This is a genomic window from Streptomyces sp. Inha503, from assembly GCF_047215865.1.
Classification (GTDB): domain Bacteria; phylum Actinomycetota; class Actinomycetes; order Streptomycetales; family Streptomycetaceae; genus Streptomyces; species Streptomyces lycopersici.
Genome location: NZ_CP178360.1, coordinates 1,186,286 through 1,201,578, shown reverse-complemented (window position 1 = coordinate 1,201,578; position 15,293 = coordinate 1,186,286). Strand labels below are relative to the sequence as shown.

Sequence of the window (15,293 nt, the reverse complement as noted above, 5' to 3'; positions counted from 1 at the left end):
TGCCATTGCATTTACGGCATGGGGAAACCTGATGAAGTCATCGTATCCCGGCGGGAGTCGAATTGTCAAACGAGGAATGGGACCGTGAGCAAGAATTCCTTGATCTGCTCAACGGGCGCCTCGCCGAGCTCAGGGCACGAGCCGAGGAGTCGGTGACCGAGGCCCTGTCCTTGGAGGGCTCCACCTTCCAGGCGCGGCTGGAGCGCGATGTGCTGGTGGCCGAGCGGTCCGGTCTGCTGGCCGCGTTCGAGGCGGGGGAGCGGGGGTTGTGTTTCGGCCGGCTGCTGTTCCGCGACGACCGCGACTACCACATCGGCCGCATCGGCATCCGGCGCGATGACGCGGACCGCACCCCGCTGGTCATCGACTGGCGGGCCGATGTGGCCCGTCCGTTCTACCTCGCCACCGGGCACACCCCCATGGGGCTGCGCCGCAGGCGCCACATCACCACCGAGGGACCAAAGGTCACCGGGCTGCACGACGAGATCCTGGACCTCTCGGACACCATACGGACCGGGCATGAGGGATCCGACGCGGACGCCGTGCTGCTCGCCGCGCTCGACGCCGCCCGCACCGGCCGGATGCATGACATCGTGCAGACCATCCAGGCCGAACAGGACCAGATCATCCGCGCCCCGCACCATGGGGTCCACGTGGTGGAGGGCGGCCCCGGCACCGGCAAGACCGTCGTCGCGTTGCACCGCGCCGCGTATCTGCTCTACGCGCACCGGGAGTCGCTGGCCCGCCGCGCGGTGCTGATCGTCGGGCCCAACCCGGCGTTCCTCGGCTACATCGGCGAGGTGCTGCCCTCGCTCGGCGAGACCGGTGTGCTCCTGGCCACGCTCGGCGAGCTCTTCCCCGGTGTGACGGCCACCGGCACCGACACCCCCGAGGCCGCCGAGGTCAAGGGCCGCGCGGAGATGGCGGACGCCCTGGCCCGCTTCGTACGGGACCGGCAGACGGTGCCCGACCCCGCGATCGTCATCGAGCACGACGACGGCGAACTGGTGCTGGACAAGGACATCGCGTCCGAGGCGGGCCACAAGGCACGGGAGACCGGGCTGCCGCACAACCTCGCCCGTCCGCACTTCGCCTTCCGCGTCATCGACGCCCTCACCGACCAGCTCGTGGACCGGATCGGCGCGGACCCCTTCGGCGGGCCCAACCTCCTCGGCGCGGACGACGTCGCCCAGCTCGGCAAGGCGATCGCGGTCAACCCCGAAGTGCACGCGGCCATCGCGCAGCTGTGGCCGGCCCTCACCCCGCAGCAGTTCGTGGCCGACTTCCTCGGCGACCCCGTCCACCTCTCCGACGCGGACGCCGCCGCGATCCGCCGCACCGACGGCGAATGGACCCCCGCCGATGTCCCGCTGCTGGACGAGGCGGCCGAACTGCTCGGCCACGACGACGCGGCGGCCCGCGCCGCCGCGGAGGCCGAGCGCCAGGAGCGCATCGAGTACGCACAGGGTGTGCTCGACCTCTCCTACGGCTCCCGCACCCTGGAGTTCGAGGACCGCGAGGACGAGGAGTCGGAGGTGCTGGCCGCCCACGACCTCATCGACGCCGAACGGCTGGCCGACCGCGCCGAGGAGCGCGACCACCGCAGCGCCGCCGAACGCGCCGCCGCCGACCGCACCTGGGCCTTCGGCCACATCATCGTGGACGAGGCCCAGGAGCTGTCCGCGATGGCGTGGCGGCTGCTGATGCGGCGCAGCCCGACCCGCTCGATGACGCTGGTCGGCGACCCCGCGCAGACCGCGGAGCCGGGCGGCTGTGGCTCCTGGTCCTCGATCCTGGAGCCGTACGTCGGCGACCGCTGGGAACACAGCCGGCTCGGCGTCAACTACCGCACCCCGACCGAGATCATGGACGTCGCGGCGCGGGTGGCCCGTACCGTCGACCCCGACTTCCAGCCGCCGCGCTCGGTCCGCGCCACCGGGGTACGGCCCTGGGCGGAGCACACCGGCGATCTGCCCGGCGCGGTGGCCGCGGCCGTGGCCCGGGAGACCCGCACCGAGGGCCGTCTCGCGGTGATCGCCCCGAGGGACCGCCATGACGCGCTGTCAGCCGTCCTCCCGCAGGCGTCCACCGGCCGGTCCCCGGACCTGACCAGCGCGGTGGTGCTGCTCGACCCCCGGCAGGCCAAGGGTCTTGAGTTCGACACCGTGATCGTGGCCGAGCCCGCGGAGTTCGGCACCAGCGACCTCTATGTGGCGCTCACCCGGGCCACCCAGCGGCTGGGCGTGGTGCACACCGGGCCGCTCCCGGCGGGCCTGCGCGACCTGGCCGACGTGGCGGATCCGGCCGTGTCCTCGGTGTAGGCGCCGACGCTCCCCGCCGTGTGTTCACCGGCCGGGAAGGGGCGGGTGCCGGTGGCCAGGAACCGCTGCCCGCCCCGATGGGAGGTGTGGTCAGCCGTCGTGGATCACACCGTCGTGGGTCACGAGGAGCAGTTCTCGCTGGATCCACTGGTGCTCACCCGCAGCGCCCCGCCGGAGGTGTTGGCGCTGTCGGCGACGCAGTAGCCGGACACGTTCTGGACGATGACGTCCGCGGGGCTGTCGTCGCCGCGCTGTGCGGTGAAGTGGTTGAAGCGCAGCGCGCTCCCGGAGTTGGCGATGACCGCCGGACGGCCGTCGTCCTTGGCGAACCGCACCGAGCTGTCGTTGAAGGTGATGTGATCCGCGTTGTGCAGATACCAGCCGAAGGCGGGACGGGTGCCGATGCTCTTCGGGTTGTAGTCGTCGGCGTCATTGCTGGGAACGCCGGTGGACATGGTGCCATTGCCGCCGGGCACGGTGAGATTCACATGGTTGAAGGTCACACCGCTGATGCGATTGCCACCGGACTCGCCCCACAGCGTCGGGCTGAAGGAGGGGGTGTTCCCGGTCCCGGTGATGTTGTCGTAGGTGATGTCGCTGATGTGGCCGACTCCCGGATTTCCACCACACCGTTTTCTGGTCCCGATCTTCTGCATGATGGGGGAGTGCACATTGGTCATGGTGATGTCGCGGTAGTGCACATCGGAGATGTTGGCGCCGTCCATCGAGACCATGCCGAGCCCGGACTTGTCCGCACCGGTGATGGTGATGCCCTGGAAGTCGTAGTCGGAGAAGTCACCACAGGTCTCGGAGCCGAACATCAGGGCGTTGCAGCACTTCGCGGAGAGATGTGAATCGGTCACCTTCACATGGCCGTTGGACAGCTTGGCGCCCAGGGCGTAGTCGCTCTTGAAGGCGAGCGCGTCGTCGTTGGCGGCGATGTCGGCATGGGTGATGGTCACATTGGTGGTGCTGATGATGTTCCAGCCGTCGCGGTCGCTCGCCGTGTCGATGGTGAGGTGGTCCGAGGTCACGTTCTCGCAGCCGTTGATGAGGGCCGCGAAGTGGCCACCGCGCCGCAGGGTGACCCCGTCGAGGGTCAGCCCGTCGCAGCGGGTCAGCGAAATGATCTTGTCCGCCTCGCCGGAGTCGGGGGTGCCGGTGATGAGGTTGCCCGCGCCGTCGATGGTTCCCGAACCGGTGAACCCGATGTTGGTGAGCTTGTCGCCGTAGAACATCGCGTTGTGGAAGTGGCTGTGGCCGTAGTCCTGGTAGTCGTCGTTCGGATTGGCCTCGGGCTTGTCGTAGGTGTCCGCGCTCGACCCGAGGATCGTGGCCCCGGAGTCCAGCTGGAGGGTCACCTCGCTCTTGAGGTGGACGGTGTTCTTGGACTTGTACTGTCCGGACGGGAAGCGGACGATTCCGCCCCCTGCGCTGTTGGCCGCCGTGATGGCCTTCTCGATGGCGGCTGAGTCATTGGACGAACCGTCGGCCTTCGCGCCGTAGTCCATCACGCTGAACACCGGTGCCGCGGAGGTGGCCGTGTCCTGAGCGGGGACGGCGGCCGCCTGGGGCACTTGCGATAACCCGAAGACGGCGGCGAGGGCGAGCGCCGCGCCTGCGGCGAGTCTCTTCATCTCTCGTTCTCCTTCTCCCGTGGAGCCGTGGAGATCCGACGTGTTGGAAGGTCTGAACCTGATTGAGCTGCGAGAATCCCTCTGATGGGGCGACTTGTGTCTATGCCGGACCAGAAAGGTAGGATCTCTCTCTTTCTGTGGAAGGTAACAGGCGGATCCGAGCTGTCAATGGCCTCAGTCGCCACATGGCGGGGACGACGCAGTCGGCGTGCCGCCGCCACGACCGACTTCCTGGCCGCCTCCCCGGCCGTCGATCGCCTACGATCCCGCTGTGGCCCCCTTCCGTATCGAGCGGCGCACCCCACTGTCCGTCGACGAGACCTGGCGACGGCTCACCGACTGGCCGCGCCACGGCGCCCCTGTGCCGCTGAGCGGCGTCACCGTCCGCCCGGCGGGGCCGACCCGGGTGGGCACCGTGGTCGTGGTGCGCACGGGCGTCGGCCGCGCCGGATTCGACGACCCCATGGAGGTCGTGCGCTGGGACCCGCCCACCGGGGACGCTCCCGGCAGTTGCAGGTTGGAGAAGCGCGGCTCGGTGGTCCTCGGATGGGCCGAGATCGAGGTGAGTCCCTGGGACGGCGGATCCGAGGTGGTATGGCGCGAGGAGGCCCGGATCCGAGGGCTGCCCCGCCTGTTCGACCCGCCCACGGTCTGGGCCGGCCGCCTGCTCTTCGGCCGGGTGGTCGACGCGTTGCTGAATGGGTGAGGGCGCGTCGGTTTCGCGGGGACGCCTGCGGCGGGCTGTTCCCCTCCCCGCCCCTCCCCGATACCGGGGCTCCGCCCCAGACCCCAACCGGGGCTCCACCCCCAGGCTTCGACCGGGGCTCCACCCAAGGTCCCGACCTGGGCTTCGCCCCAAGGTCCCGACCTGGGCTTCGCCCCAAGGTTCCGACCGGGGCTTCGCCCCAAGGCCCCGACCGGGGCTCCACCCCCAGGCCCCGACCGGGGCTCCACCCAAGGTCCCGACCGGGGCTCCACCCCCAGGCCTCGACCCGGGCTTCGCTCCAGACCTCGACCCGGGCTTCGCCCCCGGCCCCGGCCGGGGCTTCGCCCCCAGGCTCCGACCCGGGCTCCGCCTCAGACCTCGACCGGGGCTTCGCCTCCAGGCCTCGACCCGGGCTTCGCCCCCGGCCCCGGCCGGGGCTTCGCCCCCAGGCCTCGACCCGGGCTCCGCCTCAGACCTCGACCCGGGCTTCGCCCCCAGGCCTCGACCGGGGTTCCGCCCAAGGCCTCGACCGGGGTTCCGCCCCAGGCCCCGACCCGGGACTCCGGCCCCTTCACGCGGCATCGGTATGCGGCTCCGCCGTGTGGCGGGGCTTCGTTCCAGGGCCCTGGACCCCAGGCCCCGGGGTCCAGGGCGAAGCCCTTGTCGCGCGGCGGAGCCGCACATCGACGCTGCGGGAAGGGGTGGGGAGGGGGGAAGCATCGGTATGCGGCTCCGCCGTGTGGTCCGACGGGCACCCTGTAAGTGGCCGGATCGGCACGGCGCTTGACTGCCGACGGTGTAGCCGATCATCGGTGCCCAGCGCTGGGTAGGGATACGCCGGGCCCGCCGCGGGCTCGCTCCGCGCACACCGCGCACCCCCGCATCACCGCACGGCACCGCACCGCCCCCGAAGGCCCGGCCCTCGAACGCCACGAATGCCACGAATGCCACGGAGGAGATGTCCCATGCGCAGTCGCTTCAGAACCCTGGCACCCGTCACGGTGCTGTTCACCCTCCTCGCCCTGCTGTTGCCCACCGGCGCGGTCGCCACCGCGGCCACCGCCACCCCCGGGCCACTGCCGGTCGTCACCCCGCGTCCGCAGCAGATGTCCCGTATCGGAGCGGACGTTCACGTCCCCTCCCGGGTCCGCCTCGTCATATCGGACGGTGTGGACCGTCCGACCCGCGATCTCGTCACCTCCGTGCTGCGCCGCGCGGGGGCCTCGCGGATCCAGGACGGCCCCGGGGCGAAGCTGACCGTGACCGTCGGCCGGGTCGCCGATCCGCGGGTCGCCAGGGCGCTTCGGGCCGCCGGGGGCCGAGTGCCCGGCGGCCCGCTGCCCGCCGAGGGTTACGCACTCGCCGCGGGACGCGGCTCGGTGGCGCTCGCGGGTGCTGACTCGGACGGGACGTACTACGCGGCGCAGACGCTGCGTCAGCTCGTTTCCGGCCACCGCACGATCGCGTCCGTCTCAGTCACCGACCATCCGCTGATGGCGCTGCGCGGGGTGATCGAGGGGTTCTACGGAAGCCCCTGGACCCACGCCGAGCGCATGGACCAGTTGGCGTTCTACGGGGACGTCAAGATGAACACCTACATCTACGCGCCGAAGGACGACCCGTACCACCGCGAGAAGTGGCGCGAGCCGTATCCGGCGGCCAAACTCGCCGAGCTGGGCGAGCTCGTCCGGCAGGCCACCGACCACCATGTGCGGTTCACCTTCGCCGTCTCCCCGGGCAACTCCATCTGTTACAGCGACCCCGCCGACCTCGCCGCGCTGGAGGCCAAGCTGGACGCGGTCTACGACCTCGGGGTGCGCAGCTTCTCCATGCCGTTGGACGACATCAGCTACACCCGCTGGAACTGCGAATCCGACCGCGCCACCTACGGAGACCCCTCGTCGGAGGCCGCCGCCAAGGCCCAGTCCGACCTGCTCAACACGGTGCAGAAGACCTTCCTGGACGAGCGGGCGGACACCAGGCCGCTCCAGATGGTGCCGACCGAGTACGGCGACGTCACCGAGACCCCGTACAAGCGTGTCCTGCGCGAGCGGCTGGACTCGCGGGTCGAGGTGATGTGGACCGGAACCGATGTGGTGCCGCCGCGGATCACCGTGGCCGACGCGGAGCGGGCCGCCACCGTATGGGGGCGCAAGGTCTTCGTCTGGGACAACTACCCGGTCAACGACTACGGTCAGGCCGAGGGACGGCTGCTGCTCGCGCCTTACGACGCCCGTGAGCCCGGACTGCACCGGCAGCTCTCCGGCCTGGTCCTCAACCCGATGAACCAGGCCGCTGCCAGCAAGGTCGCCCTCTTCGGCGGAGCGGACTTCGCCTGGAACGACACCGGCTACGACGCCACCCGCACCTGGGAGGCGGCCGCCCGCCACCTCGCCGGGGACGGCCCCGGCGCGCACCCGGGCCGTACCGACGGGACCGTTCGCTCGCTGCTTGCCTTCTTCGACACCCAGCACCTCGCACCCACCTTCGGCGCCGAACCCTGGCAGCCGCAGGCCCCCGAACTCGCCGCCCGGCTCGACCGGTTCCACACCGCCTGGGAGGCGGGGCACGAGCGAGCGGCCCTGCGGGAGCTGCGCCCGTACGCCCGGCTGCTCGCCGCCGCCCCCGAGCGCATCAGGGCCGGTGTCGCGGACCGGGGGTTCGTGGCGGACTGCGCCCCCTGGCTGGACGCGCTGTCGCTGTGGGGGCGCGCCTTCGAACGTACCCTGGACGCGCTGGGCGCCCGTCTCGACGGCCATGAGGCCCAGGCGGCGCGGTGGTTCGCCGAGGCGGCGGCCGACGCGCGGCGGGCCGGGGAGATCCGCACCATCCCGGGCGAGACCCGCCCCGAGGGCCCGGTGCGCATCGCCGACGGAGTCCTCGACACCTTCATCACCGAGGCCGCCGAAGGGGCCTGAGCCGTCGAAGCGCTTGTATTTGCCACCCTGGGGGGTGGTGACGCTCGGATGATTATGCACTACGCTCCGTAGCATGGGGGTACCGGGGGAAAGTACGGAGCGAGGGACCGCGGTGGTGATCGGCGGAGGTCTTGCCGGGCTGCTGGCCGCATGGGCACTGCGGGGATATGCCGAGCGCATTGTCATAGTCGAGCGTGACCGCTATCCCGAGGGGCCGGTGTTCCGCTCGGGCGTTCCGCAGGCGCGCCACGCGCATCTGCTGCTCGAGGCCGGGCACCGGGCGCTGGATGAGCTGATGCCCGGCGCGCGCGAGGAGTTGCTGGCCGCTGGCGCGGTGCGGGTGCCGATGTCGGGTGTGCGCTGGCTCAGCGCGGCCGGGTGGCTCGCGAAGTACGAGAGCGAGGTCGCGTTCCTCTCCTGCACCAGACCGCTGCTCGACCATACGGTGCTGCGCCGGGTGCGCGCCGAGCCCTCGGTCCGATGGCTGGAGAACACCGACGTCGTCGGGCTCCTCGGCACCCCGCGCGAGCTGACGGGCGTTCAGGTCCGGGCGCGGGGCGACGCCCGCGCCCGGGTGCGCGAGCTGCGTGCGGAGATGGTGGTCGACGCCTCCGGGCGCACCTCCTCGGTCCCGTCCTGGCTGGCCCGGCTGGGCTGCCCGCCCACCCCCGAGGAGCGCGTCGACGCGGGGGTGTCGTACGCCAGCCGGATGTACCACCGCCCGGCCGGGGCGGATCCGGGCTTCGACGTGCTCTATTTACAGACCAAGGCCCCCGACGCGCCAAGGCTCGGCGTGGTGCTGCCCGTGGAGGACGGCCGGTGGATCGCCAGCGTCGGCAGTATGCGGGGAGCGCAGGCCGAGCCGGGTGCGGCCGGTTTCGACCGGCAGCTGCGTCTGCTGCGGGACCCGAGCCTGCACGAGCTGCTGGCCGCGGCCGAGCCCGCCGGTGCGGTCCGCGGCTTCTGGCCCGGCCCCGGTGTGCGGCGGCACTACGAGCGCCGGGCGCCGCGGGGGCTGGTCGTCATCGGCGACGCCGTGTGCACCTTCAACCCGGTCTACGGTCAGGGCATCACCGTGGCCGCGCTCGGCGCCCGCGCCCTGCGGGCCGCCGCCGAGCGCCACGGCGGCATCGGCCACCGTACGGCGCACACCGCCCGTAAGGGCATCGCGGCCGCCGGGGACACCGCGTGGCTGCTGTCCTCCAGCGAGGATGTGCGCTTCCCCACCACCACGGGCGGCCCCGCCGGACTGGGAGTGCGGGCCCAGCACCGCTATCTGGACCGGGTCATCCGGCGTGCCACCGTCGACCCGGGGGTCTGCAAGACCCTGCACGAGGTGATGTCGATGGTCGCCGCGCCCACCGCGCTGATGCGCCCCGCCGTCCTCGGGGCCGTGCTGCGCGGGGGAGGGAGCGGCCGACCCGCATCCCCCTAGTGATCGTCGCGGATCACGGACGGTGCCCGTCGGCCGCCCTAGCATCGGCGGCATCCGGGTGTTGTGAGGCCACCCGCACCCATGCCCCGACGACATGTCAATGGACCAGACGGCCCCATCAGGAGCACAGCGTGCGAGCGACTTTCGCGGATTTCACCATCGATCCGCCTCGATTCGGCAATGGCACGGCCCGGTACACACGGTGCCATCCCGATCGGGACCGTCTCGCGATCGGCGCGGGCGGACGTGTCGAGCTCGACTTCGCGCTGAACGGCGGCGAACTGCCGGAGCAGCTGACGCTGACCCTGATCGCGCGGGTCTCACCGCTGGGGGAGTCCCTGGGATGGGCGCCCATCGACATCACCGTCAACGGACATGCGGTGATCTCACGGTTCACCGTGCCCGGTGGCGCCCGCCCACGGGAGGTGGCCTTCGCGGTCCCCGGTGAGGCGCTGCTGGCGGGCCTGAACACGCTGTGCGTCCGGGGCCGCGCCGAGGCGCGCGGGCTGCTCTGGCTGTACCGGATCGGCGTCGAGCCGTCCCGCATCTGCGCCCGGATGCACCTCATGGCGGAGGAGCGCCCCGCCGAGGCGGCGGTGTGCGCCTACCGCACCGAGTGGCGGGCCCCGGGCGCCGCCGAATGGCGGCCCGCCCCACGGCTGCTGGTCCATCTCGACCGGGGCGAGGGCTCGCTGCCGGTCCGGCTCGCCTGGCGCGGGCAGGACGGCGCGGAGGCGTCGATCGGCTTCCAGCCGGCGATGACGGAGTTCTACGGACACCGCAGGGCCGCCGACGGCACGCTCACCGAGTACCGGGGGGTGCTGGAGGGCCGCTCGCCGCTGCGGGACAGCGCGCTGGAGGAGGTGATGCACCGCTTCCGTACGGTGGAGGGCCGCGGGTCCGGCGGGTCGGGCCTCCGTCAGGAGCTGCGCCTGCTGATCGAGGACGGCGGGCCGCCCGTCGAGCGGGTCATCTGGGGCGATCCGTCGGGGCACTCGGGCACGGTGTCGCTGCTGGCCGCCGAGCCCGGTCCGGAGGCCGAGGTGACCGACCTGGTCACCAAGGTCCGGGCGCACAGCGAGTTCGCCGAGGTGGGCGAGGTCGCGGAGAACCTGCTGCACGACTCGTGGCACAAGTGGCTGGGCCATGGCGACCGCGCCTGGCTGGAGTTCACCCTGCGGCGGCCGGTGGCCGTCGGCCACTACGTCCTGACCTCGGCCAACGACGTCCCGGGCCGCGACCCGAAGGACTGGACCCTCAAGGGCTCGAACGACGCGGAGCACTGGGTGGACCTGGACTCCCGCGTCGAGGAGAGCTTCGCGCACCGCCATCAGCCCCGGGGATTCACCTTCGGTGCCGCCACGGCCTACCGCCACTACCGCCTGGAGATCACCCGGAACGCGGGCGAGGACCAGATCCAGCTCTCCCAGGTCCGCCTCTTCACCTCCGCCCCCCAGCCGAAGGGCTTCATCGGCCACTACCAGCGGGCGGGCGAGGCACCCACCGGATACCGAGGCACAGCGGTGTCGGCCGTCCCGGAGCCGGGGTCCACGACGGCGGCGCCGCCGCGGACCGTAGAGCAGTGGCGGTCCTATCTGGCCGAGTACAGCGCGACCATCCTGCGGGTGGCCGACGAGGAGGAGCTGAGCGAGGTCGACGACGGGCAACGGGCCGCCGGATGGCTCGGGTTCGAGGGCGCGGACGAGGAGACCATCCTGGCCCTGGAGGAACGACTCGGCACCCGGCTCCCACCGAGCTACCGCGCCTTCCTGGGCGCCTCCGACGGCTGGCTGAACATCAGCCCGTTCATGTGGCGGATGCGCCCGGCCAAGACCGTCGGCTGGCTGCGCGAGGCCGACCCCGAGACCTGGAGCGTCATCCGGGGCGGCGAGGGCGAGGACTGGGACGACACCGCGTTCATGGACCGGGCGCTGCTGGTCTCCGAGGAGGGCGACGCCCAGCACTGGCTGCTGGACCCCGCCGATGTGTCCGAGGACGGGGAGTGGGCCGCGTACATCTGGGCGAGCTGGTATCCGGCCCTGGGGGACCGGCACTCCTCGTTCGCCGAGCTGGTCGCCGAGGAGCGCGGCGGCTTCGAGGACCAGGCGGCCCATGAGGTGCGCATGGGGCGTCCCGAGACCGCCGAGGACCTGGTGGCCGAGGGCAGGGCGCAGGCCCTGCGGGGCGAGGTGCGCAAGGCGATGGCCACCTTCGAGCAGGCCGCGGTCAAGGGCTCGGGCGCCGGGGCGTATCTGGGCATCATCCTGGGGGCGTTCCTCGACATCAGCGCCGCCCACCACTGGATACGCACCGGCATCCTCGGGGACCCGCGCGTCCTCGAGACGATCGGCATGGAGCAGTTACGGGCCGAGGCCGCCCCGCTCTATCTGCGCTGCGCGGCCGAGGAGTGGACCGGCGCCCCCGGTGGCTATCTCTCGGCTCTCGGCGACATCCTGCCGCGGCTCCCCGACGGCGTGGACGGTGTCGTGGGCGCGGGTGGTGTGGCCGCGAGCGGCGCCGCCACCGGGGGCGACGACCCCGCCGCCTGGATGGCCAGGGCCGCCGCCTTCGCCCCGCCCGCCCTGCCCGAGTCCCGCACCTTCCAGCAGGCCCTGGACCTGGCCAGGGCGCTGGCCGACCGCGGCGCCACCGATCAGTCCTGGGCCGTGATCGAGGCCGCCCTGCCGCACTGGCACTGCGACTCCCCGCACCGCATCGCCCCGGTCGTGCTGCTCACCGACCCGGCCTTCCGCGACGTGGTCACCCCGGCCAGGGCCCGTCGCGTCGTCACCACGCCCCGCGGGGAGTTCCGCGAGTAGCACCTCGCCTGCTACTACGGTCCGGCATTCCTTCAGTAAGGCCGCCTACCGCCTACCGCCTGCCGCCGGAAGGCCGTCCAGGAGAGTGCCGAGCGCGGACGTGACCAGCGCGCACACCTCGTCCGGGTCCGCGTCCGCCAGCGGCTCCTTGCCCACCAGCACCCGCATCATCCCTATGCCGAGCAGCCAGGACAGGGCCAGATCCGCCCGCAGTTCGCGGTTGTCGGCGCTGGACAGGGAGGCCAGCACCCGCGCGTAGTCGTCGCTGATGGCGCGCACCGCGGTACCGATCTCGTCGCCGCTGTCCACCGAGCGCAGCAGTGTCGCCAGCGCACGGCTGTCCGGTTCCCTGCCGCCGTGGCCCAGCAGCCCGCGCAGGGCGGCCTCCAGCAGCTCATGGGGTGGGGTGGTGCGCAGCTGCTCCTCCCCGTTGTGCGCGATCACCTCTCCGAACAGCGCTCTCTTCGAGCCGAAATAGCGGAACAGCAGCGCCTGGTTTACCCCGGCGCGATCGGCGATGTCCCGGACCGTCGCCCGTTCATAGCCACGCTCGGCGAACAGCGCTGCCGCGGCCTCCAGCAGCCGCCGACGTGTGTTCCGCGCGTCCCGGCGCTGCCCCTCGGACACCGTCGTCCCCATCACGACACCCCTCTCGTCTGCCTCCGGCCGATTCCCTTCGGCCCGTCAGATCAACGGCGCAAAGGGGCCGTTGACCGTACCAGCCGCCGCCTCCTAGCTTTGTAAGCACGTGCTTACGCAAGGGAGGTCACGGTGACCACAGCGGAGACCACACCCATCGCCTACCCCTTCAACTCCGCCGAGGGGCTCGCGCTCAGCGAGGCGTACGACCAGGCCAGGAATCACACCGGATTACTCCGGGTGCGCATGCCCTACGGTGAGCCCTCCTGGCTGGCCACGCGGTACGCCGACGCCCGGCTGGTGCTCGGGGACCGGCGCTTCAGCCGGGCCGCGGCGCTCCACCACGATGTGCCACGGCAGTCCGAGGCCCGGCGCGACAGCGGCATCCTGACCATGGACCCGCCCGACCACACCCGGCTGCGCACCCTCGTCGCCAAGGCGTTCACCGTCCACCAGGTGGAGAAACTCCGCCCGTGGGTCCGGCAGTTGACCCATGACCTGCTCGACGAGCTCGAGGCCGCGGGGCCACCCGTCGATCTCGTGGACCGCTACGCGCTGCCGATTCCGGTCGGGGTCATCTGCGCCATGCTCGGCGTCCCGGAGGAGGACCGCCCCAAGTTCCGCACCTGGAGCGACGCCGCGCTGTCCACCAGCTCCCTGAGCGCCGAGGAGTTCGACCGCAACCGCGATGAGCTGCGCGCCTATATGGCCGGGCTGATCGAGGACCATCGCATCCGCCCGCGGGACGACATCATGACCTCGCTGATCGAGGCGAGGGACGCGGGCGACCGGCTGTCCGAGCTCGAGCTCGTCGATCTGTGCGTGGGCATCCTGGTGGCCGGGCACGAGACGACCGCCACCCAGATCCCCAACTTCGTGCTGACGCTGCTGGACCACCCGGACGAACTGCGCCGGCTGCGCGAGGATCCCGCCCTGCTGCACGGCGCCGTCGAGGAGCTGCTGCGCTTCGTCCCGCTGGGCATGGCCGCCTCCTTCCCCCGCTACGCCACCGAGGACGTCGAGGTGGGCGGCACCCTGGTGCGCGCCGGGGAGCCCGTGCTCGTCGCCGTCGGCTCGGCCAACCGCGACGCGCTGCGCTTCGACGAGCCGGGCACCCTGAACGTCGCCCGCGCCGCCACCCAGCACCTCGGCTTCGGCCACGGTGTGCACCACTGTCTGGGCGCGCCCCTGGCCCGGCTGGAGCTCCAGGAGGCGCTCGGCGCGCTGATCGCACGCTTCCCGGATCTGCGGCTGGCCGGGGATGTGGAGTGGAAGGGCCAGATGCTGGTCCGCGGGCCCCGCGTCATGCCCATCGGGTGGTGAGCCGGATGACCTGGAAGGCGGAGGTCGACGGCGGCCGGTGCATGGCGTCCGGCATGTGTGCCGGAATCGCACCCGATCTGTTCGCCCTCGACGAGGAGCACGCCCGGCCGCGACGCGAGGAGGTTCCGGAGGAGGAGCGGGTGCTGGACGCGGCGGACTCCTGTCCCGCGCTGGCGATCACCATCCGCGACGGCACCACAACCGTCGGACCGCGTCCCTGAACCCCGACCGGGAAGCGCCGCGTCAGGACTTCCGCGCGACGCCCGCCCAGAAGGACACCTCTTCGTCGGTCACATCGCCGGTCTCCACATGGGAGTCCCTTTCGGCCAGGTCGGCCCGCCAGCGGTGCGGCACCTCCAGGCCCGGTTCGACCAGATCCAGACCGGTGAAGAAGCGCTCCACCTCGTCCCGGGTGCGGATTTTCCCCTGGATGCCGCCGCTGTGGTAGACCTGCACGGTCTTCTGGGTGGCCTCGGGGTCGAAGTCCGGGGTGATGTGGCTCAGCACCAGGAAGGAGCCCGGGGCGAGCGCGTCGACCAGCCGCTGGACGAGGTCGTACGGGCCCCACTCGTCGGGGACGAAGTGCAGGAGCGAGACCAGGCTCAGCGCGACCGGCTGGGACAGGTCCAGCACCTCGGTGAGGTCGGGCGAGGCGAGGATGGCCTCGGGCTCGGTGATGTCCCCGTGCACATAGGCGGTGCGGCCCTCGGGGTGGCTCTTGAGCAGGGCCTGGGCATGGGCGAGGACGATGGGGTCGTTGTCCACGTAGACGACCCGGGACTCCGGGGCGATCCCCTGGGCGACCTCGTGGAGATTCGGCCGGGTGGGGATGCCGGTGCCGATGTCGAGGAACTGGCGGATGCCCCGCTCGTCGGCGAGGAACCGGATCGCGCGGTGCATCCAGGCCCGGTTGGTCCGGGCGGCGATCATGACACCCGGCCACAGGGTGAGCACCTTGGCCGCGGCCTCACGGTCGGCGACGTAGTTGTCCTTGCCGCCCAGGAAGTAGTCGTACATCCGGGCGCTGTGCGGTCGCCCCTGGTTGAGGGGGGTGTTGGGGGGCTCCGGCCCGCTTCCGGTCTGGGATGCTACCCCTTGCGCGGTCACGTGGTGTTCTCCTCCGTATCCGGGCGTGATCCCTCACGCCGCGGCCGACTGTTCCTCAGGATGGTAACCGCGTGACCGTACGGGGAAGTTGAGGGGCCCGGTGCGGCCGGCGCCCTCACGCGCCGGCCGCACCGCGTTGCGAGGCCCGGGTCAGGAGGCCAGGTTGTCCATGCGTTCGCGCAGGCTGCGCGGCCGCATGTCGGTCCACACCCCGTCGACGTACGCGGAGCACTCGTCCTTGGTGCCCTCCTTGCCGACGGCGTGCCAGCCCTCGGGCACCTCGAGGTCGGCGGGCCACAGCGAGTACTGGTCCTCGTCGTTGCGCAGCACCTGGTAGCGGGCGGTGTCGTCCATGGTCGGTCTCTCCTGTCGATGAGCGGTCAGGTCG

The 15,293-nt window shown here is 71.8% G+C and carries 11 protein-coding genes; 7 read left to right on the top strand and 4 right to left on the bottom strand.

Features of this window, described 5'->3' with window-relative positions; genetic code table 11:
* Positions 1-62: 62 nt before the first annotated feature.
* Positions 63-2,321, top strand: a complete 2,259-nt coding sequence (locus tag ACJX2R_RS05290) for a HelD family protein (RefSeq protein ID WP_413099011.1) — start codon at positions 63-65, stop codon at positions 2,319-2,321.
* A gap of 119 nt (positions 2,322-2,440) precedes the next feature.
* Here ACJX2R_RS05290 and ACJX2R_RS05285 read toward each other — a convergent pair whose 3' ends face one another.
* Positions 2,441-3,958 carry a glycoside hydrolase family 28 protein gene (locus ACJX2R_RS05285; RefSeq protein ID WP_413099010.1) on the bottom strand — a complete coding sequence of 506 codons (1,518 nt, stop codon included), beginning with the start codon at positions 3,956-3,958 and terminating at the stop codon, positions 2,441-2,443.
* Positions 3,959-4,229: 271 nt separating this feature from the next.
* On the opposite strand from ACJX2R_RS05285, the gene ACJX2R_RS05280 reads away from it, so the two are divergent.
* The 4 genes from ACJX2R_RS05280 to ACJX2R_RS05265 all read left to right on the top strand — a co-directional run bounded on the left by ACJX2R_RS05280 (position 4,230) and on the right by ACJX2R_RS05265 (position 11,836).
* Complete coding sequence (locus tag ACJX2R_RS05280; protein ID WP_413099009.1) at positions 4,230-4,664, top strand: SRPBCC family protein; 435 nt, start codon at positions 4,230-4,232, stop codon at positions 4,662-4,664.
* 965 nt (positions 4,665-5,629) lie between these two features.
* Positions 5,630-7,582, top strand: coding sequence for a beta-N-acetylglucosaminidase domain-containing protein (locus ACJX2R_RS05275; RefSeq protein ID WP_413099008.1), 1,953 nt, complete (start codon positions 5,630-5,632; stop codon positions 7,580-7,582).
* A 73-nt stretch (positions 7,583-7,655) separates the two neighbouring features.
* Positions 7,656-9,017 (top strand): NAD(P)/FAD-dependent oxidoreductase, encoded by a 1,362-nt coding sequence (locus ACJX2R_RS05270; RefSeq protein ID WP_413099007.1) that lies wholly within the window; start codon positions 7,656-7,658, stop codon positions 9,015-9,017.
* A gap of 131 nt (positions 9,018-9,148) precedes the next feature.
* Positions 9,149-11,836, top strand: coding sequence for an SMI1/KNR4 family protein (locus ACJX2R_RS05265; RefSeq protein WP_413099006.1), 2,688 nt, complete (start codon positions 9,149-9,151; stop codon positions 11,834-11,836).
* A 45-nt stretch (positions 11,837-11,881) separates the two neighbouring features.
* On the opposite strand, the gene ACJX2R_RS05260 is transcribed toward ACJX2R_RS05265, so the two are convergent.
* Positions 11,882-12,475, bottom strand: a complete 594-nt coding sequence (locus ACJX2R_RS05260; protein ID WP_413099005.1) for a TetR family transcriptional regulator — start codon at positions 12,473-12,475, stop codon at positions 11,882-11,884.
* Positions 12,476-12,607: 132 nt separating this feature from the next.
* Here ACJX2R_RS05260 and ACJX2R_RS05255 point away from each other — a divergent pair, with 132 nt between their 5' ends.
* Together ACJX2R_RS05255 and ACJX2R_RS05250 are read left to right on the top strand one after the other, a co-directional pair.
* The gene (locus tag ACJX2R_RS05255; RefSeq protein ID WP_262703074.1) at positions 12,608-13,798 is read left to right on the top strand and encodes a cytochrome P450; all 1,191 of its coding nucleotides are present in this window, start codon (positions 12,608-12,610) and stop codon (positions 13,796-13,798) included.
* Between the two features lie 5 nt (positions 13,799-13,803).
* A complete protein-coding gene (locus ACJX2R_RS05250) occupies positions 13,804-14,019 on the top strand; it encodes a ferredoxin (protein ID WP_037953950.1) in 216 nt (71 codons plus the stop codon).
* 22 nt (positions 14,020-14,041) lie between these two features.
* On the opposite strand, the gene ACJX2R_RS05245 is transcribed toward ACJX2R_RS05250, so the two are convergent.
* Positions 14,042-14,905, bottom strand: coding sequence for an SAM-dependent methyltransferase (locus tag ACJX2R_RS05245; protein ID WP_413099004.1), 864 nt, complete (start codon positions 14,903-14,905; stop codon positions 14,042-14,044).
* Between the two features lie 150 nt (positions 14,906-15,055).
* On the bottom strand, positions 15,056-15,259 hold the full coding sequence (locus tag ACJX2R_RS05240; RefSeq protein WP_413099003.1) for an MbtH family protein: 204 nt from the start codon (positions 15,257-15,259) through the stop codon (positions 15,056-15,058).
* Positions 15,260-15,293 lie beyond the last annotated feature (34 nt).